This is a genomic window from Streptomyces sp. NPDC057002, from assembly GCF_042673825.1.
GTDB lineage: Bacteria > Actinomycetota > Actinomycetes > Streptomycetales > Streptomycetaceae > Streptomyces.
This window is the reverse complement of the sequence record NZ_JBHURZ010000009.1, coordinates 1-21,116: the sequence shown is the minus strand read 5'-3', so window position 1 is coordinate 21,116 and position 21,116 is coordinate 1. Positions and strand designations below refer to the sequence as shown.

The following is a 21,116-nucleotide window of genomic DNA, read 5'->3' as shown; positions in this document are numbered from 1 at the left end:
GGATGACATGAGCGCTGACGGTCAGGGAAGAAGCCACTGGTTCGACGACGAAGCCGGACCGGTCGTCCGTCCGTACGCCATGACACGCGGCCGCACCAGCAGCCAGGGCCAGCACCGTCTGGACCTGATCGCGGTCGTCGTCACGGAACCGCACGGGGACGACCCGGAAGCCGACCACATGCTCTCCCCGGAGCATGTGGACATCGTCGAGCTGTGCCGTGACGTCCCGCAGTCGGTCGCCGAACTCGCAGCGGAACTCGACCTGCCGATCGGGGTGGTACGGGTCCTTGTCGGAGATCTCGTGGACTCGGAATTCGTCCATGTGAACCGGCCCGTACCCCCTGCCGAACTGCCGGACGAGAGTATTCTGCGCGACGTGATCAACGGCCTCCGGGCGCTGTGAGCAGCGCGGAAGCGGGGTACTGACGTGACTGGCTGGCAGTTCTGGGTCGACCGAGGCGGCACCTTCACCGATGTCGTCGCGCGACGCCCGGACGGCCGGCTGCTCACGCACAAGCTCCTGTCGGACAACCCGGCCCGCTACGCCGACGCGGCGGTCGAGGCCGTCCGCACCCTGCTGGCCGACTCGGGCGACCCCGTCGAGACCGTGCGCATGGGGACGACGGTCGCCACCAACGCCCTCCTGGAGCGCAAGGGCGAGCGCACCCTGCTGGTCATCACCCGCGGTTTCCGCGACGCCCTGCGCATCGCCTACCAGAACCGCCCTAGCATCTTCGCCCGCCGTATCGAACTGCCCGAGCTGCTGTACGAACGAGTCGTCGAAGTCGACGAGCGCATCGCCGCCGACGGCACCGTGCTGCTCGCGCCCGGCCTCGACGCCCTCGCCGGGCCCCTCCGGGAGGCGTACGACGACGGGATCCGGGCCGTGGCCGTGGTCTGTATGCACAGCCACCTCCACCCCGCCCATGAACAGGCCGTCGGGGAACTCGCCGCCCGCATCGGCTTCCCGCAGATCTCGCTCTCCAGCGAGGCCAGCCCCCTGATGAAACTCGTCCCCCGCGGGGACACCGCCGTCGTCGACGCCTACCTTTCGCCCGTACTGCGCCGCTACGTCCGCCACGTCGCCGACGAACTCGAAGGCGTACGGCTGATGTTCATGCAGTCCAACGGCGGTCTCACCGAGGCTGGGCAGTTCCGTGGCAAGGACGCCATCCTGTCCGGGCCGGCCGGTGGCATCGTCGGCATGGCCCGCATGTCGCAGCTGGCCGGCTTCGACCGCGTCATCGGATTCGACATGGGCGGCACCTCCACCGACGTCTCCCACTTCGCGGGCGAGTACGAGCGCGTTTTCACCAGCCAGATCGCCGGCGTCCGGCTGCGCGCACCCATGCTCGACATCCACACCGTCGCGGCCGGCGGGGGCTCGGTCCTGCACTTCGACGGCTCCCGTTACCGCGTCGGGCCGGACTCGGCGGGCGCGGACCCCGGGCCCGCCTGCTACCGGGGCGGCGGCCCGCTCGCCGTCACCGACGCCAATGTCTTTCTCGGCCGCATCCAGCCTGCCCACTTCCCGAAGGTGTTCGGCGCGAACGGTGACGAGCCCCTCGACGAAGCCCTTGTCCGGGACCGCTTCACCGCCCTCGCGGGCGAGATCCGCGAGCAGACCGGCGACGACCGCACCCCCGAGCAGGTCGCCGAGGGGTACCTGCAGATCGCCGTCGCGAACATCGCGTCGGCGGTCAAGCGGATCTCCGTCCAGAAGGGCCACGACGTCACCCGCTACGCCCTCACCACGTTCGGCGGCGCCGGCGGCCAGCACGCCTGCATGGTCGCCGACTCCCTCGGCATCCGCACCGTCCTCGTGCCGCCCATGGCCGGCGTCCTCTCCGCACTCGGCATCGGCCTCGCCGACACCACCGCCATGCGCGAACAGTCCGTCGAGGCGCCCCTGGAACCCGCCTCCATGCCCGGCGTCCGCAAGACCGCCGACGACCTGGAAGCGGCGGCGCGCGCCGAACTCCGCGCCGAGGACGTCCCCGAGGAGCACATCGAGATCACCCGCCGCGCGCAGCTCCGCTACGACGGCACCGACACCACCCTCACCGTCGAGCTGACCGAGCCCGACACGATGCGGCGCGCCTTCGAAGAACGTCATCGCGCCACGTACTCCTTCACGCTCGACCGACCGATCGTCGTCGAAGCCCTCTCCGTCGAAGCCACCGGCATCACAGAACCCCCCGATCTCTCCGCTCTCGCCCCCTACGAAGCCACCACCGACGGCAGCCCCGCGGCGCCCCAAAGCGTCCGCCTCCACACGGGCGGCGCCTGGCACGACGTACCCCTCCACCGCCGTGAGGGCCTTCCTCCCGGCGACACCGTCACCGGCCCGGCGATCATCACCGAAGCCGGTGCGACGACCGTCGTCGACGACGGCTGGCAGGCCGCGGCGACCGACGACGGGCATCTGGTCATGGAACGCGCCGCGATTACGCAGAGTTCCGATCTCGACACGAAAGTCGACCCGGTTCTGCTTGAGGTCTTCAACAACCTCTTCATGTCCATCGCCGAACAGATGGGCGCCCGCCTCGAGTCCACGGCCCAGTCGGTCAACATCAAAGAGCGCCTGGACTTCTCCTGCGCCCTGTTCGACCCGGACGGGAACCTGGTGGCCAACGCCCCACACATCCCCGTCCACCTGGGCTCGATGGGCACGAGCGTCAAAGAGGTCATCCGCCGGCGCGGCTCCCGCATGCGCCCGGGGGACACCTACGCCGTCAATGACCCGTACCACGGCGGCACCCATCTGCCCGACGTCACCGTGATCACCCCGGTCTTCGACGCCGCACCGTCGGACGTCACGGAGAGTGACCCGGAGATCCTCTTCTACGTCGCCTCACGCGGCCACCACGCCGAGATCGGCGGTATCGCCCCCGGCTCCATGCCCGCCGGCAGCCGCACCATCGAGGAGGAGGGCGTCCTCTTCGACAACTGGCTGCTCGCCGAGGACGGCCGTTTCCGCGAGGACGAGACTCTCCGCCTCCTCACCGAAGCGCGGTACCCCTCCCGTAATCCGAAGACCAATCTCGCCGACCTGCGCGCTCAGATCGCCGCCAACCGGAAGGGCGTCGACGAGGTCGGCCGCATGATCGACGACTTCGGCCTCGACGTCGTCCAGGCCTACATGCGGCACGTCCAGGACAACGCCGAAGAGGCCGTACGCCGAGTCATCGACGCCCTCGACGACGGCGACTACGCCTACGAGACCGACTCGGGCGCCGTCATCCGCGTACACGTGCGCGTGGACCGCGAGAACCGTGCGGCCACCATCGACTTCACCGGCACGTCGGCGCAGCTGCCCACCAACTTCAACGCGCCCTTCTCGGTCGTCAACGCGGCCGTCCTGTACGTCTTCCGCACCCTCGTAGCCGACGAGATCCCCCTCAACGACGGCTGCCTGCGTCCCCTGAGCATCGTCGTACCGCCCGGCTCCCTGCTCGCCCCCGAGCCGCCGGCGGCCGTCGTGGCCGGCAACGTGGAGACATCCCAAGCCGTCACCGGTGCCCTCTACGCAGCGCTCGGTGTCCAGGCCGAGGGCTCCGGGACCATGAACAACGTGACCTTCGGGAACGAACGCCACCAGTACTACGAGACCGTCGCCTCGGGCTCCGGCGCGGGCGACGGCTTCCCCGGTGCCCCCGTCGTCCAGACCCACATGACCAACTCACGCCTCACCGACCCCGAGGTCCTGGAGTGGCGGCTGCCCGTGCGCCTCGAGGAGTTCGCGGTCCGGCCCGGCAGCGGCGGCCCCGGCCGGTGGCGCGGCGGGGACGGTGCCGTGCGCCGCATCCGCTTCCTGGAGCCCATGACCGTCTCCACGCTGTCCCAGCACCGCCGTGTGCCCCCGTACGGCATGGCGGACGGCGAGCCGGGAGCTCTCGGCACCAACCGGGTCGAACATGCCGACGGCACCGTGACCGAACTCGGCGGCAGCGACTCCGCGGACGTCGTCACCGGCGACGTACTCGCCATCGAAACCCCAGGCGGCGGAGGCTACGGCCCGCCGTCGCCCGACCCCCATCAAGCAGGAGAAGAGATCGATGATCTTCGGGCGTTCTGAGCGCGGCAAGCCTCCGGTCGAGCCCGTCACGCTCAAGATCCTGGTGGCCGGCGGCTTCGGCGTGGGCAAGACCACGCTCGTCGGCGCGGTCAGCGAGATCAGGCCGCTGCGCACCGAGGAACTGCTCACCGAGGCAGGCCGCCCGGTCGACGACACCAGCGGCGTGGAAGGCAAGCACACCACGACCGTGGCCATGGACTTCGGCCGCATCACACTCCGCGAAGACCTGGTGCTCTACCTCTTCGGCACGCCCGGCCAAGAGCGGTTCTGGTTCATGTGGGACGAGCTCTCCGAAGGCGCGCTCGGCGCCGTCGTCCTCGCCGACACCCGCCGCCTGGAGGACTGCTTCGCAGCCGTCGACTACTTCGAACGGCGGTCGATCCCCTTTCTCGTCGGCGTCAACTGCTTCGAGGGCGCCCCGCGTTACCCGATCGAGGACGTCCGCGCGGCCCTCGACCTCGACGACGGCGTGCCCCTCCTGATGTGCGACGCCCGCGACCGTGAGTCGGTCAAGGAGGCGCTCATCGGCGTCGTCCAGCACGCCATGGCGTACGCGGCCGGCCAACGCCATACGGTGACCACCTGACGCGGGCCCGACCCATCGGCACGGCCCGCACCCCCGCCGACCGGGGTACGGGCCGCGGTCCGCAGAAACGAGGCTCCACGCGCGCGTGGTCAGCTCTCGCCGTCCTCCTCCCAGCCGAAGCTCTTCTCCACGGCCTTGCGCCAGTTGTGGTACTCGCGGTCTCGCACCGACGCCTCCATCGACGGCGTCCACTCGACGTCCTTCTGCCAGTGCGCCTTGAGCTCGTCCAGGTCGTTCCACACCCCGGTGGCCAGACCGGCCGCGTACGCGGCGCCCAGACAGGTCGTCTCGGAGACCTTGGGCCGCACCACCGGAACATCGAGCACATCCGCCTGGTGCTGCATGAGCAGGTTGTTCTTCGTCATGCCGCCGTCGACCTTCAGGGTGGTGATGTGCACCCCCGAATCCTGGTACATGGCGTCGACGACCTCACGCGTCTGCCAGCTCGTCGCCTCCAGCACCGCGCGCGCGAGGTGCGCCTTCGTGACGTACCGGGTCAGCCCGGTGATCACGCCACGCGCGTCGGAGCGCCAGTACGGCGCGAACAGGCCCGAGAACGCCGGCACGATGTACGAGCCGCCGTTGTCCTCCACGCTCGCCGCCAGAGGCTCGATCTCGTCGGCGGTCCGGATGATGCCGAGCTGGTCGCGGAACCACTGGACCAGCGCACCCGTTATGGCTATCGACCCCTCCAGACAGTAGACCGGCGCCTCACTGCCGATCTTGTAGCCCATCGTCGTGAGCAGACCGCTCTTCGACGGCACCGGGCGGTTGCCCGTGTTGAGCAGCAGGAAGCTTCCCGTGCCGTACGTGTTCTTCGCCGTGCCGACGTCGTAACAGGCCTGGCCGAACACGGCAGCCTGCTGGTCGCCCAGCGCGGAGGCCACGGGCACGCCGGCGAGCTGGCCGACCGCGGTGCCGTACGCCTCGGCGGAGGACCGGATCTCGGGCAGCATCGCTTCGGGGATGTTCATCGCGGAGAGGATCGAGGAGTCCCACTGGAGGGTCTCCAGGTTCATCAGCATGGTGCGGCCCGCGTTGGTCACGTCGGTGACGTGGTGCCCGCCGTCCGTGCCGCCGGTGAGGTTCCAGATCAGCCAGGAGTCCATCGTGCCGAAGGCGATCTCACCGCGTTCGGCACGCCCTCGCAGGTCGGGCACGTTGTCGAGCAGCCAGGCGGCCTTGGGGCCCGAGAAGTAGGTGGCCAGCGGCAGCCCCGTCTGCTCGCGGAACCGGTCCTGCCCGTCCGAGCCGCCCAGCTGGTTGCACAGCGCCGCCGTCCGCGTGTCCTGCCACACGATGGCGTTGTGCACCGGCTTTCCCGTGGCGCGGTCCCACAGGAGGGTCGTCTCGCGCTGGTTGGTGATCCCGAGCGCGCTCAGCTGGTCGGCGCGCAGTCCGGCCTTGGCGATCGCCCCGGCCACCACCGCCTGCACCTTGGACCAGATCTCGGTGGCGTCGTGCTCCACCCAGCCGGGCTTGGGAAAGATCTGGCGGTGCTCGCGCTGGTCGACGGCGACGATCGCGCCGTCCTGGTTGAAGACGATGCAGCGGCTCGATGTGGTGCCCTGGTCGATTGCGGCGACGTACTTTTCTGCGTTGTCCGTCATGGCTACCCCTTGGGCTGGTTCAGAAGGCTGCGTTGTAGATGACACCGCCGAGCAGTCCGCCGATCAGTGGGCCGACGATGGGGATCCACGAGTAGCCCCAGTCGGAGGTGCCCTTGTTCGGGATCGGCAGGATGGCGTGGATGATGCGCGGGCCGAGGTCACGCGCCGGGTTGATGGCGTAACCGGTCGGACCGCCCAGGGACAGGCCGATGCCGACAACCAGGAGGGACACCAGAAGGATCGCGATACCGGACCCGTAGATGCCGCCACCACCCTCGATCAAGCCGATACCGATGCCCTCGACATGCCTGTCCTGGCCGACCAGGGCGAGGATGGGCAACACCAGGGCGATGGTGGCGAGGATCTCGGTGACCAGGTTGGCGACCGGGTTCCGGATCTCCGGGATCGTGGAGAAGATGCCCAGCGTTGGAACAGGTTCGTCCGCTGTGCCCTCCGTGGTGCCCGTCTTCCGCACGTTGGCCGCGAACTGGGCGTAGTACACGAGGTAGCACAGGACCGCACCGATCATGGCGCCGGTGATCTGGCCCAGCAGATAGACCCAGACCTTGCTCCACACGCCGGTGTCGACGGCGAGACCGAAGGTGACGGCCGGGTTGATGACCCCTCCGGAGAGGGGAGCGGCGGTGTACGCGCCGGCCAGCACGCCGAAGCCCCAGCCGAACGCGATCACGATCCACCCGGAGGCCCGTGCTTTCGAGAATCGGAGGGTGACGGCGGCACACACGCCGGCACCGAACAGGATCAGGATCGCCGTGCCGATCATCTCGCCGAAGAAGATATCTCCGTTAGTCATGGCGGCTCCTAGGCCGTGGCCCGGGACGATCCGCCCCGGTCCTCACGTGCAGGGTGCGTTTCCCATGGCGACTTCAGCCGAATGCGGGGAGATCCCGCGATCCCGTGTCCCGCCCGGCATCCGTGACGAGCGTGCCGTCGCAGCCGAATCGCCCGTGGAGGAATGGGCCTTGGCGCAGGCGCGCCCACGCGCCGCAGTGCCGGAATACGCCGAGTATGTACGGCGATGTCGACTGACACCGGAAGTGTTCACCGGCACCCAAGGGGCGTCAAGGTCGCCGACCGCAATGGTTGGCGGCCCAGTGACGGCGGCCGGGCTCCTGCCGGGCCGGGTGGCCGGTTGCACGGCCTGACGGCGCCCGGTCGGGTCGTTGTTCAGATCTGGTCGGGGCCACCGCACGGCCTGGGTGAGCCGTGCGAGGCTCTGGTGGTGGTGTCCGGCCACCGCTGAGCTCCGCCGTCGGCATTCGCCCAGCCGCACCTGACTCCTCGCTTGCTAGCCACCAGCATCCACCTGACCTGGCGGTTTCTCAACCGCACGAGTCATGCACGGCCTTAGACCTCGGTGTGGGGCCCTGGCGGGCGGGTAGCCACCCCGCCGGGCCCCCCGTCGCGCGACAGCGTCAGAGCCCCCACGAGCGGCCGTACGGGCCCCTCACAGCCCAGCACCTGCCTCTCGGTCCTTCCCCTTGACCGGCTCGGGCGCCGGTACGCCCTCAAACGCCACCGGGCTCCGCCACGCCACACCCCGCAGCCGCCGATGCCGGCTCGGCGCCTCGACGGGTCTCGTGTCCGGGCAGGCCCGCCCGGCCCAGCACCCAACTCGCCCCGCGCAACGACTTCGCCGCCTTCTTCAGGGGGGCCAGGCAGGCCGCCACCTGCCGGTGGTCCGTCACTGTGCCCGGCGCGCACAGCACCGTGGCGAGCGACAACGTGACCGGCCGGCCCCCCGCCGACCAAGGGGCGTCCAGCACAGACGCGGCCAGCGGATCAAGACCCTCCGGATCGGCGAGCACCAGGAAGTCGTCCCCACCGATGTGCCCCACGCGCGCGCTGTCCTTCGCGGCCTGCTGAAGCGCCCGTCCGACCGCCCGGATCAGCTCGTCCCCCGCCGCGAAGCCGGCCCCGTCGTTGACCTGCTTGAAGTGATCGACGTCCAGCCAGCTGAGCGCGAACGGCCGCCCGGCCGCGATCCGCCGGTCCACCTCACCGGTGATCGCGTCCGAGCCGGGCAGACGCGTCAGCGGATTGAGCCCCGCCGCTTCCTCCACTCGTGTCTCGGCCAGCGCTCGCACCAGGTCCGCGAGCCGTACGACCCCCACACACCGCCCGTACTCGTCCACGACGGCCACATCGTCCGACGTACGGTCGCGCCCGCCGACCGCCACCACGTCCAGGACCTCCCAGGCGGTGGCGTCGACGCCCACGGTCCGCGGCGGGTCGCCGAGCTTCGCCGCGGGCCGGTCGGCGTACAGGGCATGCCCGTAGCGCCCCGACATCGACAGCAGGAAGCGGGACCGGTGCACCGACCGGACCGGCATGCCCGCGGGGTCCACGAGCAGCACCCCTGACACGTCCGGCGACCCGGTCAGCAGCGCTCGCACCTGCCCCGCGGACGCCGCGGCGGGCAGCAGCGCCGCGGGCCGCACGAACTCCCGCACCGACGGCCCGGACCGTGGCACGGCCGGATCGGCGGGGGAGCGGGGCGGGACGTAGACGTCCGCGGCGGGCAGCCGTGCCGGCGGCGCGAACAGTTCCCCCTGCGCCAGCTGTGCCCCGGCCGTCAGCGCCGCCGCGCACTGCCCTTCGGTCTCGACGCCCTCGACGGCCAGGAGTGCCCCCAGTTCGTCGCACAGCGTCCGCATCGACCGGACCACGGCCGGCCGAGCCAGCAGCGACGCGTCCAGCTTCACCAGGCCGGGCGCGATGTCCGAGAGCAGCCGCAAGGGCACGTCCCCGTCCCCGACGCCGTCCGCGCAGATCCGGAAGCCCTGGGCGCGCAGCGCGGCCACCGCCTCCAGCAGCGCCTGCTGCGGCACATGCGTGTACGGCGGGCAGACATCGATCGTGACTTCCCACGGCAGCCGCCCCGCCTCGCGCACGGCGTCGTGCAGCGAAGGGAGGCCGCCGAGGTCGGCGAGGGTGCCGGCGAACACGTTGACGAACAGCGGAAGCAGGGTCTCCTTGCGCACCGCCGCGCGGACCGCCGACACCGCCAGCCGGCAGTCGAGCTCGGGATCCCGGCGGGCCTCGGCCAGGATGTCGCCGGTCTCCGGGCGGGCGAGTATCTCCAGCCCCGCGACCGCGCCGGTCGTCAGATTGACCACCGGCTGGAAGGCGAAGCGGAGAGTATCCGTCCAGGAGTGCACGGGAAGCATGATGACTCCACCGGCGCACCCCCAAGCCCAGTTCATGAGACGTTCACACAGGATTTCGGCGTGGTCACACAGCGTATGACCAAGCCCGCCGCGGCCGCACGGCCAGCCCACCCGTGCCGGCACCGCGGCCCGCTTCGCCAGCTCGGCGCGCCCGCGCCCGGCACCGTGATCACCGCACCGCGATCACTGTCCTCGTGATCACCGCACCGCGATCACCGCCGACCCGTGCCCGAACAGCCCTTGATTCGCGCTGATCCCCACGCGCGCCCCGGCGACCTGCCGGTCACCCGCATCGCCCCTCAACTGCCAGGCCAGCTCGCACACCTGGGCGATCGCCTGCGCCGGCACCGCCTCGCCGAAGGAGGCCAGTCCACCGCTGACGTTCACCGGTATTCGCCCGCCCAGTGCCGTCGCCCCGTCCCGCAGCAGCTTCACGGCCTCGCCCTCGCCGCACAGCCCCAAGTCCTCGTACCACTGCAACTCGAGCGCCGTGGACAGGTCGTAGACCTCGGCCACTGACAGGTCCTCCGGTCCGACTCCCGCCTCCTCGTAGGCCGCCCGGGCGATCGACCTCCGGAACGTCTCGCCGGGCGGATCCACCGCCACCGCGGAGTCCGTGGCGATGTCCGGCAGGTCCAGCACGGTGTTCGGGTAACGCGGCGTCACCGTGGACACGGCCCGGATCCGCACCGGCTCCGCATGCCCGTGCCGCCGCGCGAACTCCATGCTCGAAAGCACCACCGCAGCACCGCCGTCGGAGGTCGCACAGATGTCGAGCAGCCGCAGCGGATCGGCGACGACAGCGGAGGCGGCGACCTCCTCGGCGGTGACCCGGCTGCGGTAGCGCGCCTTGGGGTTCCGCGCGCCCATCGCCGCGTTCTTCACCTTCACCTGTGCGAAGTCGTCCGTCGTATCGCCGTGCAGAGCCATACGCCGTCGGGCGTACAACCCGAAGTACACGGGGTTGGTCGCCCCGAGGATCCGGAAGCGCAGCCAGTCGGGATCGTCGGGCCGGTCCCCTCCCGCAGGGCGGAAGAAGCCCTTGGGAGCGGCGTCGGCTCCTACCACGAGCACCACGTCGGCGAGCCCGGAGAGTATCTGGGCCCGCGCGGTGTCGACGGCCTGCGCCCCGGACGCGCACGCCGCGTACACGCTCGTGACCCGGGCCCCCTGCCAGCCCAGTGCTTTCGCGAACGTCGCTCCGGCGACATACCCCGGATAGCCGCCCCGCACCGTGTCCGCCCCGATGATCGAGCCGATGTCCCGCCAGTCCAGCCCTGCGTCGGCGAGCGCCACCCGGGCCGCCGCGATGCCGTACTCGACGAAGCTCCGCCCCCACTTGCCCCACGGGTGCATGCCCGCGCCGAGCACCGCCACCTCTTCTGTCATGCCTTCACCCCCGTCGGCCGCCAGTGCCACGTCGTCCAGGTCGTCTCCGCGTCCTCATGGAGCACCCCGGGCACGACCTCCGCCTCCATACCCACCGTCAGATCCGCGACGGTGACCCCGGGAGCCGCCTGTCCCAGCACCACGATCCGCTCGGCCACCAGCTCCACAGCGATCAACGCGCACGGCTCCCACGGAAGTTCCGGATCGCTCACATAGGGTGACGGCGGCCGATACCGGCTGTCCGTGTACGACCAGACGCGCCCCCGTCGCGACAGCGCGATCTCTTCCAACTCCCCGCCCGTGCAGGAGGGGTTGCGGCAATGGCGGTCCTCACGCGGGAAGAAGACCGAGGCGCACGCCGCACAGCGCGTGCCCAGCAGCCGGAAGGCGTCACCGTCCCCGGCGAACCACCCCGCCACCACAGGTGTTCGTGAACGCGACACAGTCCCTCCCCGCAACCGGATCTGACGGAACGTCAGAAGTCTGCCACGGCATTCCGGAATTGGGCATCCCTTCCCCGCCGGGGCCATCTCCTGGTAGACGCAAGGGCCATGACACGACTGACCGCCGTGGCACGCGGCCTCATCACGGTGTTCGCCGCCCTGCTGGCAGCGACCGCCTCCACCGCGACCGCCCAGGCCAAGCCCGAGCCCAAGGCGCCGAAGGACTTCGTGGCCCTGCGAAGCGTGGACCCGACGATCATCCAGGAGATGCGCTACGTCACCCCCCACAACTTCGTCGGCGAGCGCATCGACGGCTACCTCCAGCCGACCTGCATCCTCACCCGCCCCGCCGCACGAGCCCTCCACAAGGCCCAGAGGAAGCTCCTGCGCCAGGGCTACACACTCAAGGTGTACGACTGCTACCGCCCGCAGCGCGCGGTGGACCACTTCGTCCGCTGGGCCGAGGACCTCGACGACGAGGCGATGAAGGGCGAGTTCTACCCGAACGTCGACAAGACCAGGTTGTTCGCCGACGGCTACATCGCCGAGAAATCCGGCCACAGCCGCGGATCGACCCTGGACATCACCCTGGTGAGGCTGCCGGCGAAGCCGACCGGGCCGTACCACCCCGAAGAGCCCCTCGTGCCGTGCTTCGCACCCAAGGGCGAACGGTTCCCCGACAACTCGATCGACATGGGGACCGGCTTCGACTGCTTCGACACCCTCTCGCACACCCTCGACCCACGCGTCCAGGGTGAACAGCGCGCCAACCGGCTGCTGCTCAAGAACGCGCTGGAAGGCCTCGGCTTCGTGAACCTGGCAGAGGAGTGGTGGCACTACACCTACAAGCCCGAGCCCTACCCGGACACCTATTTCGACTTCCCCGTGTCCAGGAAGTCGCTCACCGGCGCCCACTGAGCCGCCTGCCCGAGACGCCCTCTCCGTGATCGGCTACAGTCCGCCGCGTGTCCGAAACTCAGCACTCCAGTTCCAACTCCGCGCCGGACTCCCACTGTTCGAGCTGCGGCGCGCCCTACGGAGAGGGCGTCTCCGGCTGGCCCCGCACCTGCCCTGGGTGCGGCGCCGTGGCCTACCGCAATCCACTCCCGGTCGCGGTGGCCCTCCAGCCCGTCTACGACACCAAGGGCACCGCCTTGGTCGTCATCACCCGAACCGTCGCTCCCGCGCGCGGGGGCACGGCCCTGCCCGGCGGCTACATCGACGACCGGGAGGACTGGCGGCAGGCCGTCGTACGCGAACTCAAGGAGGAGACCGGCATCGACGCGGCCGCCCGCGAGGTACGGCTCGCCGACGCGATGAGCTCACCCGACGGGCACCTGCTGCTCTTCGGTCTCCTGCCGGAACGCCCGGTCGAAAGCCTGCCGCCCTCCGCCGCCACCGACGAAACGGAGGGCTGGCACCTCCTGCGCAGGGCGGAAGAGCTCGCCTTCCCGCTGCACACCGTGGCCGTACGGGCCTGGTTCGAGGGCCGGTACATCTGAGCTCAGCCTTCCCCGGCCCCGCGGACGCGCACCGGGTAGGACGGCTCGCCCCCGGAGTCCTCACCCTCCCGCTCGACGACGACACGCGAACCCATCCACCGAGCGGTGTACCGCTCGATCTCCGGCTCGTCCCATCCCTCGCCACTGTCCGGCACGACCAGCCCGCCCCCGGTCCGTCCGCGGGCGGGCGCCCACACCTCCAGTGCGAGCCCGCCGTCCTCCTCACGTACGGGAAGAACGGCACCCGCGCGCGCGAAGACGGGGATGCGCGACAAGGGGGCGTCGACAAGCACCTGCGCCGGCCCCTCGTACGCCCGCTCCGTCACCGTGTCGTACCAGCGCCCCCGCGGCAGCTGCACCGCACGCCGGTCCGCGCCAGGATCCAGCACCGGCGCCACCAGCAGGCTGTCGCCCAGCAGGAAGGCGTCCTCGCAGTCACGCAGCGTCCGATCCTCCGGCGCGGCCCACCACAGGGGCCGTACGTACGGCGCTCCGGTACGCCGCGCCAGATGCGCCAGCGTCATGAAGTACGGCAGCAGCCGCCGGCGTTCGACGAGCGCCACGCGCGCGTGCTCCAGCACCTCGGGACCGAACTCCCAGGGCTCCCTGCGCCCTGCCCTGAGACTCGCGTGCGTACGGAACAGCGGCAGATACGCGCCCAGCTGGAACCACCGTAGATACAGCTCGGGCGAAGGATCCCCGTCGAAGCCACCGATGTCCGGCCCCGAGTACGGCACGCCGCACAGCCCGAGCCCCATCACCAGCGCCAAGGACGCCCGCAGTCCCGGCCAGCCGGTGGCCACGTCCCCCGACCATGTCCCGCCGTAGCGCTGCATGCCGGCCCACCCGGAGCGGGAGAACAGGAACGGCCGCTCCTGGGGTGCGAGTTTCCTCAGCCCTTCGTAGCCCGCCCTGGCCATGCACAGCGCGTACACGTTGTGGGCCTCACGATGGTCACCGCCCCGTCCCTCCAGGCAGTGCCGCGCCGAACGCGGCAGTGTCGATTCCCCGAACGCGGTGAACGACGTCGGCTCGTTCATGTCGTGCCAGAAGCCCGAGAAACCCTGCGCGAGCCGCTCCTGGTAGAGGCCGCCCCACCACTCACGTACACGCGCGTGCGTGAAGTCGGGAAACACCGCCTCCCCGGGCCACACGACCCCCTGCACGACCTGCCCCGACGCGTCCCGCACGAACGCGTCCTCGGCCGCACCGCCGTCGTACACGGCATTGCCGGGCAGGGCCCTGACGGCCGGGTCGACGATCGACACCAGCCGGATGCCGTCCCGCCGGAACTCCTCGGCCAGCACGGGCAGCTTCGGGAAGCGGTCCTGGTCGACGGTGAACACCTGATGCGCGTCGAGGTGGTCGATGTCCAGGTGCAGGGCATCGAGCGGCAGACCGTGCTCCACATAGCCCGCGACGATCCGCCGCACCTCCTGCTCGCTGCCGAACCCCCACCGCGCGTGCTGGTGGCCGAGCGCCCACGTGGGCGGCAGCGCGGGCGCCCCGGTGAGCGAGGCCCAGGCGAGCAGCACGCGCGCGGGAGTGCCCACCATCACCCAGCAGCGCAGCGGACCGCCGTCCATCCGCAGCTCGCTCGACCCGCCGCGGTCGTGCCCGGAACCCGCGCCCTCCTCGCCTTCCCGCAGCGTCACCGCGCCGTCCCACGAGCTGTCGTGGAACACCAGATGCGTACCGCCGTCGGACACCACGAACTGCACAGGCATCGTGATGTACAGCGGGTCGTCGCCCGGCGCGAAAGCGTGGCCGGGGTCGGTGTTCCACAGCCGGTACGTGCCGTCCGGCAGCCGCGGACCCGCGGCACGTCCGCCCAGGCCGAAGAAGCGCGCGTCGGCAGCCACCTCCGACCGTTGCAACCACCGCGCCGGGCCGCCGTCGACCGGCTCCCACCACCGCGGCGGCAGATCACGCCGCAGGGTCACGCCACCTGGCGTACGCACCTCCACCGCGCCGTGCCGCGAGACGACGACCGTCACCCGCTCGGCCACCACCCGCCAGCCGCCGTCCTTGTCCGGCTCCAGCACCGCCCGGGGATCGGGCTCCGGACAGCGGCCGGCCAGCGCGTACGACGGCTCGGGCTCCGCCCCGTCCCAGCCCCAGAACACGGCCCCGTTCACGGCGACGAGAATCCGCAGCTCCGACCGGCTGAAGCGGACGACACCGCCCCCCGGCCCCGGCTCCACCTCCCGCACGGGCCCGGGCACCCGCGCACGCTCCGCCCCGCGCGACGGCAGCCCGGTGGCGTCGGCCCGCCGCCTGCGCCACGCTGCTCGTACGGTACGCACACCCTGCGCCGCCCCCACCGAACCCACCGCTTTCACCGAACGCACCAGGTCACGACCGTTCATGCTGCTCACCCTGCCATTGACCGCGCCACACGTGCGTGGCGTTCAACTGCCGTTCACCCGTGTCAGGACCACATCTTCACGAGGCCGACTATGTGGGACGCACCCTGGTGTCGAAGTCGATCACATGGCATTGTCCGTGCCAGCCGCTCACGCGCACACCCCAGCCCGTGCGCGGAGGACGCACACGACGCGCACAGTCCGGGAGCCGACCATGTCGACCGCTAGTCCCCAGCCGCTCTGGCAGCCAGACCCCGAGCGCATCGACCGGGCACGGATCACCAGGTTCCAGGCCTGGGCCGCCGAGCACCACGGCGCCCCCGCCGAGGGCGGCTACGCGGCTCTCCAGCGCTGGTCCGTCGATGACCTGGACGCCTTCTGGAAAGCCGTCACCGAGTGGTTCGACGTCCGTTTCTCGACCCCGTACGCGCGCGTGCTCGGAGACCGAGCGATGCCAGGCGCCCAGTGGTTCCCCGGGGCCACCCTCAACTACGCCGAACACGCCCTGCGCGCCACCGATACCCGCGCGGACGAACCGGCCCTCCTGTATGTCGACGAGACGCACGAACCACGCCCTGTCACCTGGGCCGACCTGCGCCGCCAGGTCGGCTCCCTGGCCGCCGAGCTGCGCGCCCTCGGCGTACGCCCCGGAGACCGCGTCAGCGGCTACCTCCCCAACGTCCCCCAGGCCGTGGTCGCCCTCCTCGCCACAGCCGCCGTGGGCGGCGTCTGGACCTCCTGCGCACCCGACTTCGGCGCCCGCAGCGTCCTCGACCGCTTCCAGCAGGTCGAACCCGTCGTGCTGTTCACGGTCGACGGCTACCGCTACGGCGGCAAGGAGCACGACCGACGAGAGACCGTGGCCGAACTGCGCCGCGAACTGCCCACCCTGCGCGCCGTCATCCACATCCCCCTCCTCGGCACCGAGGCACCCGAAGGGGCCCTCGACTGGTCGGCCGTCACCTCCACCGACACGGACCCCGTCTTCGAGCAGGTGCCCTTCGACCACCCCCTGTGGGTGCTCTACTCCTCCGGCACCACCGGCCTGCCCAAGGCCATCGTCCAGTCCCAGGGCGGCATCCTGGTCGAGCACCTGAAGCAACTCGGCCTGCACTGCGACCTGGGCCCCGAGGACCGCTTCTTCTGGTACACGTCCACAGGCTGGATGATGTGGAACTTCCTCGTCTCCGGCCTGCTCACCGGCACCACGATCGTCCTCTACGACGGCAGCCCCGGCTACCCGGACACCGGCGCCCAGTGGCGGATCGCCGAACGCACGCGGGCCACTCTCTACGGCACCTCGGCCGCCTACGTCATGGCCTGCCGCAAGGCCGGCGTGCACCCGTCACGCGACTTCGACCTCTCCACCGTCCAGTGCGTCGCCACCACGGGCTCGCCCCTGCCGCCCGACGGCTTCCGCTGGCTCCACGACGAGGTCCGCGACGATCTGTGGATCGCCTCCGTCAGCGGCGGCACGGACGTGTGCTCCTGCTTCGCCGGAGCCGTCCCGACCCTCCCGGTCCACGTCGGCGAGCTCCAGGCCCCCTGTCTCGGCACCGACCTACAGGCCTGGGACCCGAGCGGCAGCCCTCTCGTCGACGAGGTCGGCGAACTCGTGGTCACCAACCCCATGCCGTCGATGCCCGTCCACTTCTGGAACGACCCCGACGGCAGCCGCTACCACGACAGCTACTTCGACACCTACCCCGGCGTATGGCGGCACGGCGACTGGATCACCGTGACCTCCCACGGTTCCGTCGTCATCCACGGCCGCTCCGACTCCACGCTCAACCGCCAAGGCGTACGCATGGGCTCCGCCGACATCTACGAAGCCGTGGAGCGCCTCCCCGAAATCAGAGAGTCCCTTGTGATCGGCATCGAGCAGCCCGACGGCGGCTACTGGATGCCCCTCTTCGTGCACCTGGCCCCCGGATCCACCCTCGACGAGGCCCTGCTGAAGCGCATCAAGCAGACCATCCGCGAACAACTCTCGCCGCGCCACGTCCCCGACGAGATCATCGAGGTACCCGGCGTCCCGCACACCCTCACCGGCAAACGCATCGAGGTCCCGGTCAAACGCCTCCTCCAAGGCACCCCACTGGAGAAGGCGGTCAACCCCGGCTCCATCGACAACCTCGACCTCCTGACCTTCTACGAGGACCTCGCCCGCAAACGCGCCTGACCGAGGGCGTCCACGATCGCGTCAGGCCACTCCCCGTCACCATGGTCGCGGACGGGGAGTGTGTGGCTGAAGCATGCTGACCTGCGACTTTAGTGGCCGTCCGCCTTCACCAGCCTCCATTGTCAGTGCCGTCGATTACTGTGAGTGAGCATTGATCGACTGTGCACAGGGGGAAAGAGAATGGCGCACACCGACAGCCGGACCATGCGACGCGTCCTGCGCCGCGAAATCGCCGGCACCATCGGCCTGCTGACCGACGAGCACGACTTCCGAGCCATGCGCTGCTACCGCAGCTTCACCTTCGACGACCACGCGACCTACCTGAAACAGGTGGAAGCCCTCCTCAGGACACGGACTCTCCAGGGCAGCCACACCACCGTGGCCCTCTTCGACCCCGAGGAGTACGCCGAGTTCTGCACGCAGAGGAGCCTGGACCCCGACAACCCGTCGAGCCGCACCCGCTTCACGGCCCAACTCGCGGTGACAGGCCCGACTCTCCCGTACGAGGGCCAGCCTCTGGCCGACCTCCTGGCGGCCCTCGTCGACGAGGGCGTACGACAGGCCACCTGGGAGTACGCGACCACACTCCTCGCTCGCCTGGGCGCCTGCACGTCATGCGGCGAGGACCTCGGACGCACAGCCTTCGCCCGGGCTTCGGACCTCATCGTCCGCATCCTCGACACGGCCCCACCCGGCGACCGGCACCTCGTCTGCAGCGTCACCGGACCACCCGAAACCCTCATCGCCGCACTCCACGCCGCCGACACGGGCGGCACCCTGAAGCTGGACGAGACCGAAGCCCTCGAGTTCACCACCGTCCTCGCTCTCGGCCTGGCCACCGAGAGCCCAGGCGGACTCGTCATCCGCGCCAGCGCCCCGGCCATGCCCGACCGTGTCTACGGCTGGCGCCTGCGCGCCTACGGACTCGACCCCCTCACCGCGGGAGAGGTCTTCGACGCCTACTGCACCGACGTCGAGTCCGGCGACCTCATCTCCCCGGAATCCAACGTCGACTACTGCGAGCCGCCCGACCTCGGAGAGGAGAGGCCCGCCCAGGGACACAACCACTGAAACGCGGGAGGGGCGCCCCACCTAAAGTGGGGCGCCCCTCCCGGGCAGTCAAAAGCCGATCAAGCCCGGCCTACTCGCCCGACAACACCGCCTGCGCCGCGCTGCGCGCGTCCTCGGCACTGTCCGACGCACGAGCCGCCGCAGCCGCCCGCTCACACTGAGCCAGCGTGTACTTCGCCAGCGTCGCCCGGACATAGGGAATCGACGCCGCACCCATCGAAAGAGAGGTGACACCCAGACCAGCCAGTACACAAGCGAGCAGCGGATCGGAGGCGGCCTCACCACAGACACCACAGCTCTTGCCCTCGGCCTTCGCCGACTCGGCGGACAGCGCCACCAGGTCGAGCAGTGCGGGCTGCCACGGGTCCTGCAGACGGGAGACCGCACCCACCTGACGGTCGGCGGCGAAGGTGTACTGCGCCAGGTCGTTCGTCCCCAGCGACAGGAACTCGACCTCCTGCAGGATCGAGCGGGCCCGCAGCGCGGCCGAGGGGATCTCCACCATCGCGCCGAACTTCGCCCGCAACCCAGCCTCACGGCACGCGTCCGCGAAGGCCCGGGCATCAGTACGGTCCGCCACCATCGGGGCCATGACCTCGAGATAGACCGGCAGCCCTTCCGCGGCCTTCGCGAGCGCGGTCAGCTGCGTGCGCAGGACCTCCGGGTGGTCGAGCAACGTCCGCAGCCCCCGCACGCCGAGCGCCGGGTTCGGCTCGTCGCCCGGAGTCAGGAAGTCGAGCGGCTTGTCCGCACCCGCGTCCAGCACCCGCACCACGACACGTCCCTCGGGGAACGCCTCGAGCACCTGCCGGTACGCCGCGACCTGCTTCTCCTCGGAGGGCGCCTGCTTGCTGTCGTCCAGGAAGAGGAACTCGGTTCGGAAGAGACCGACGCCCTCGGCACCGGCGTCGACGGCGGCCTCCACGTCCGCAGGACCACCGATGTTCGCCAGCAGCGGCACCTTGTGACCGTCCGCCGTGGCACCGGGACCCGTCGAGGCCGCCAGCGCGGCCCTGCGCGCGGCGGCCGCGGCCTCGAGCTGAGCCTTCTTGTCCTCACTCGGGTCCACGAAGATCTCACCCGTGCTGCCGTCGACGGCGATCATCGTGCCTTCGGCGAGCTCACCGGCACCCGGCAACGCCACCACGGCCGGCACCCCGAGCGCCCGCGCCAGAATCGCGCTGTGGCTGGTCGGACCGCCCTCCTCGGTGACGAATCCGAGCACCAGAGTCGGGTCCAGCAGCGCGGTGTCGGCAGGCGCGAGGTCACGCGCAACAAGGACGTAGGGCTCGTCGCTGTCCGGGACACCCGGCATCGGCACGCCCAGCAGACGGGCGACGATTCGATTCCGCACGTCGTCGAGGTCGGCCACACGGCCGGCGAGATACTCACCGGCACCCGCCAGCAGCTCGCGGTACGCGGCGAACGCGTCGTACACCCCGCGCTCGGCCGTGCTCCCGACGGCGATCCGTCGTTCCACGTCGGCCATCAGCTCCGGGTCCTGGGCCATCATGGCCTGCGCCTCGAGCACCGCCTGGGCTTCGCCGCCCGCCAGATTGCCGCGCGCCATCAGGTCGGCCGCCACAGCCTCCACGGCCTTGCGGGCGCGCCCCTGTTCACGCTCCGCCTCGTCCGCCGGGATCTGCTTCGCAGGCGGCTCGAGCACCGCCGTTCCCATATGCCGAACCTCGCCGATCGCCACACCGTGGCTCACGCCGACGCCTCGCAGCGTTGTCTCCATCTCACCCGTCTCCGATAGTGCGGCGGCACCGGCCGCCGTGTTGGTAGTCCTACTCGCCGTCATAGGACGGCACTGACGTCACTTCCAGAGGAAGAGACTGTCGCCGGCCTTCACATCGCCGTCGATACGAAGATCGGAGAGGGCTTCGGCCGTGGCCTCCAGCGCCACGATCGGGCAGATCGCGGACTTGCCGGCGGCCTCGACGGCAGCCGGGTTCCAGCGCACGATGCCCTGACCGCGCCTGACGGTGTCGCCCTTGTTCACCAGCAGCTCGAAACCCTCGCCGTTGAGCTGCACGGTGTCGATACCGAGGTGCGTGAGCACGCCGTGTCCGCTCTCGTCGACGACGACGAACGCGTGCGGATGCAGGGAGACGATGACGCCGTCCACGGGCGAGACGGCCTCGGAAGGCTCACGTACGGGGTCGATCGCTGTGCCCGGGCCGACCATGGCGCCGGAGAAGACGGGATCCGGCACGGCTGCCAGTCCGATGGTGCGTCCTGCAAGCGGGGACGTCACGGTGGTCATGGGAAGCCTCCCAGGGGTGGAGATCGTTATGGGCCGTCCCTGTCGGTACCGGGCGGCACACTGTTCAGCAGGGTATGTCACCTGAAGTGCCGGTTCCGCGTGGGCACTCCAGAATGGTCTAGACCATACCGCAAATGGATTTGCACGCGCTCTGCGGCCGCGTGTACAGTCGTACTCCTGCCTGGGGCTGAGCGACACAACCTCGTGTCCTTGCCTGGCAGCACCCAAACTTGTCAGATCCTATCTCGGGGTCACCTTCTGCATGTCTGCAGGATGGTGGTCAGGGGGCCGGAAAAACACTGATAGAGTTTGGAACACCGAAGGGAAGCGCCCAGAGGAAAGCCCGAGAGGGTGAGTACAAAGGAAGCGACCGTTCCTTGAGAACTCAACAGCGTGCCAAAAGTCAACGCCAGATATGTTGATACCCCG

15 protein-coding genes are annotated in these 21,116 nt (G+C 70.3%); 7 read left to right on the top strand and 8 right to left on the bottom strand.

What is annotated here, in order from left to right; translation table 11 throughout:
• Positions 1–7: 7 nt before the first annotated feature.
• From ACFT32_RS35430 to ACFT32_RS35420, 3 genes are read left to right on the top strand one after another with little or no spacing between them, the layout of a single operon-like run.
• The gene (locus ACFT32_RS35430) at positions 8–403 is read left to right on the top strand and encodes a DUF742 domain-containing protein (RefSeq protein WP_382497464.1); all 396 of its coding nucleotides are present in this window, start codon (positions 8–10) and stop codon (positions 401–403) included.
• A 24-nt stretch (positions 404–427) separates the two neighbouring features.
• A complete protein-coding gene (locus ACFT32_RS35425) occupies positions 428–4,078 on the top strand; it encodes a hydantoinase B/oxoprolinase family protein (RefSeq protein WP_382497463.1) in 3,651 nt (1,216 codons plus the stop codon).
• A complete protein-coding gene (locus tag ACFT32_RS35420) occupies positions 4,059–4,664 on the top strand; it encodes an ATP/GTP-binding protein (RefSeq protein WP_382497461.1) in 606 nt (201 codons plus the stop codon). Before ACFT32_RS35425 ends, ACFT32_RS35420 begins: the two co-directional genes overlap by 20 nt.
• A gap of 89 nt (positions 4,665–4,753) precedes the next feature.
• On the opposite strand, the gene glpK is transcribed toward ACFT32_RS35420, so the two are convergent.
• The 5 genes from glpK to ACFT32_RS35395 all read right to left on the bottom strand — a co-directional run bounded on the left by glpK (position 4,754) and on the right by ACFT32_RS35395 (position 11,276).
• Positions 4,754–6,274, bottom strand: coding sequence for a glycerol kinase GlpK (gene glpK / locus ACFT32_RS35415; RefSeq protein ID WP_382497459.1), 1,521 nt, complete (start codon positions 6,272–6,274; stop codon positions 4,754–4,756).
• Between the two features lie 19 nt (positions 6,275–6,293).
• Positions 6,294–7,088, bottom strand: coding sequence for an MIP/aquaporin family protein (locus ACFT32_RS35410; protein ID WP_382497457.1), 795 nt, complete (start codon positions 7,086–7,088; stop codon positions 6,294–6,296).
• 715 nt (positions 7,089–7,803) lie between these two features.
• A complete protein-coding gene (locus ACFT32_RS35405; protein WP_382498105.1) occupies positions 7,804–9,456 on the bottom strand; it encodes an EAL domain-containing protein in 1,653 nt (550 codons plus the stop codon).
• Positions 9,457–9,663: 207 nt separating this feature from the next.
• On the bottom strand, positions 9,664–10,854 hold the full coding sequence (locus ACFT32_RS35400; RefSeq protein WP_382497455.1) for a lipid-transfer protein: 1,191 nt from the start codon (positions 10,852–10,854) through the stop codon (positions 9,664–9,666).
• Positions 10,851–11,276, bottom strand: a complete 426-nt coding sequence (locus ACFT32_RS35395; protein WP_382498104.1) for a Zn-ribbon domain-containing OB-fold protein — start codon at positions 11,274–11,276, stop codon at positions 10,851–10,853. Before ACFT32_RS35395 ends, ACFT32_RS35400 begins: the two co-directional genes overlap by 4 nt.
• A gap of 129 nt (positions 11,277–11,405) precedes the next feature.
• Between ACFT32_RS35395 and ACFT32_RS35390 the strand changes: the two genes are divergently transcribed.
• Both ACFT32_RS35390 and ACFT32_RS35385 read left to right on the top strand, forming a co-directional pair.
• Complete coding sequence (locus ACFT32_RS35390; protein WP_382497453.1) at positions 11,406–12,215, top strand: M15 family metallopeptidase; 810 nt, start codon at positions 11,406–11,408, stop codon at positions 12,213–12,215.
• A 47-nt stretch (positions 12,216–12,262) separates the two neighbouring features.
• On the top strand, positions 12,263–12,799 hold the full coding sequence (locus ACFT32_RS35385; protein WP_382497451.1) for an NUDIX domain-containing protein: 537 nt from the start codon (positions 12,263–12,265) through the stop codon (positions 12,797–12,799).
• A gap of 2 nt (positions 12,800–12,801) precedes the next feature.
• Here ACFT32_RS35385 and ACFT32_RS35380 read toward each other — a convergent pair whose 3' ends face one another.
• Positions 12,802–15,168 (bottom strand): TIM-barrel domain-containing protein, encoded by a 2,367-nt coding sequence (locus tag ACFT32_RS35380; RefSeq protein ID WP_382497450.1) that lies wholly within the window; start codon positions 15,166–15,168, stop codon positions 12,802–12,804.
• 211 nt (positions 15,169–15,379) lie between these two features.
• Between ACFT32_RS35380 and ACFT32_RS35375 the strand changes: the two genes are divergently transcribed.
• Positions 15,380–17,347: an acetoacetate--CoA ligase gene (locus ACFT32_RS35375; RefSeq protein ID WP_382497448.1), complete on the top strand. Its 1,968-nt coding sequence runs from the start codon at positions 15,380–15,382 to the stop codon at positions 17,345–17,347.
• A gap of 180 nt (positions 17,348–17,527) precedes the next feature.
• Positions 17,528–18,418: a hypothetical protein gene (locus ACFT32_RS35370; protein WP_382497446.1), complete on the top strand. Its 891-nt coding sequence runs from the start codon at positions 17,528–17,530 to the stop codon at positions 18,416–18,418.
• Positions 18,419–18,488: 70 nt separating this feature from the next.
• Here the strand turns inward: ACFT32_RS35370 and ptsP are convergent, their stop codons facing one another.
• Together ptsP and ACFT32_RS35360 are read right to left on the bottom strand one after the other, a co-directional pair.
• On the bottom strand, positions 18,489–20,159 hold the full coding sequence (gene ptsP / locus ACFT32_RS35365) for a phosphoenolpyruvate--protein phosphotransferase (protein ID WP_382497444.1): 1,671 nt from the start codon (positions 20,157–20,159) through the stop codon (positions 18,489–18,491).
• Between the two features lie 78 nt (positions 20,160–20,237).
• Positions 20,238–20,687 carry a PTS glucose transporter subunit IIA gene (locus tag ACFT32_RS35360; protein ID WP_215122727.1) on the bottom strand — a complete coding sequence of 150 codons (450 nt, stop codon included), beginning with the start codon at positions 20,685–20,687 and terminating at the stop codon, positions 20,238–20,240.
• Positions 20,688–21,116: the final 429 nt, after the last annotated feature.

Excerpts from the sequence above, each read along its gene's own strand:
- ACFT32_RS35370 (WP_382497446.1), top strand. The coding sequence starts at position 17,528 with ATGGCGCACACCGACAGCCGGACCATGCGACGCGTCCTGCGCCGCGAA.
- ptsP (WP_382497444.1), bottom strand. The coding sequence starts at position 20,159 with ATGGAGACAACGCTGCGAGGCGTCGGCGTGAGCCACGGTGTGGCGATC.
- ACFT32_RS35390 (WP_382497453.1), top strand. The coding sequence starts at position 11,406 with ATGACACGACTGACCGCCGTGGCACGCGGCCTCATCACGGTGTTCGCC.
- ACFT32_RS35380 (WP_382497450.1), bottom strand. The coding sequence starts at position 15,168 with ATGAACGGTCGTGACCTGGTGCGTTCGGTGAAAGCGGTGGGTTCGGTG.
- ACFT32_RS35430 (WP_382497464.1), top strand. The coding sequence starts at position 8 with ATGAGCGCTGACGGTCAGGGAAGAAGCCACTGGTTCGACGACGAAGCC.
- glpK (WP_382497459.1), bottom strand. The coding sequence starts at position 6,274 with ATGACGGACAACGCAGAAAAGTACGTCGCCGCAATCGACCAGGGCACC.
- ACFT32_RS35400 (WP_382497455.1), bottom strand. The coding sequence starts at position 10,854 with ATGACAGAAGAGGTGGCGGTGCTCGGCGCGGGCATGCACCCGTGGGGC.
- ACFT32_RS35360 (WP_215122727.1), bottom strand. The coding sequence starts at position 20,687 with ATGACCACCGTGACGTCCCCGCTTGCAGGACGCACCATCGGACTGGCA.
- ACFT32_RS35375 (WP_382497448.1), top strand. The coding sequence starts at position 15,380 with ATGTCGACCGCTAGTCCCCAGCCGCTCTGGCAGCCAGACCCCGAGCGC.
- ACFT32_RS35420 (WP_382497461.1), top strand. The coding sequence starts at position 4,059 with ATGATCTTCGGGCGTTCTGAGCGCGGCAAGCCTCCGGTCGAGCCCGTC.
- ACFT32_RS35410 (WP_382497457.1), bottom strand. The coding sequence starts at position 7,088 with ATGACTAACGGAGATATCTTCTTCGGCGAGATGATCGGCACGGCGATC.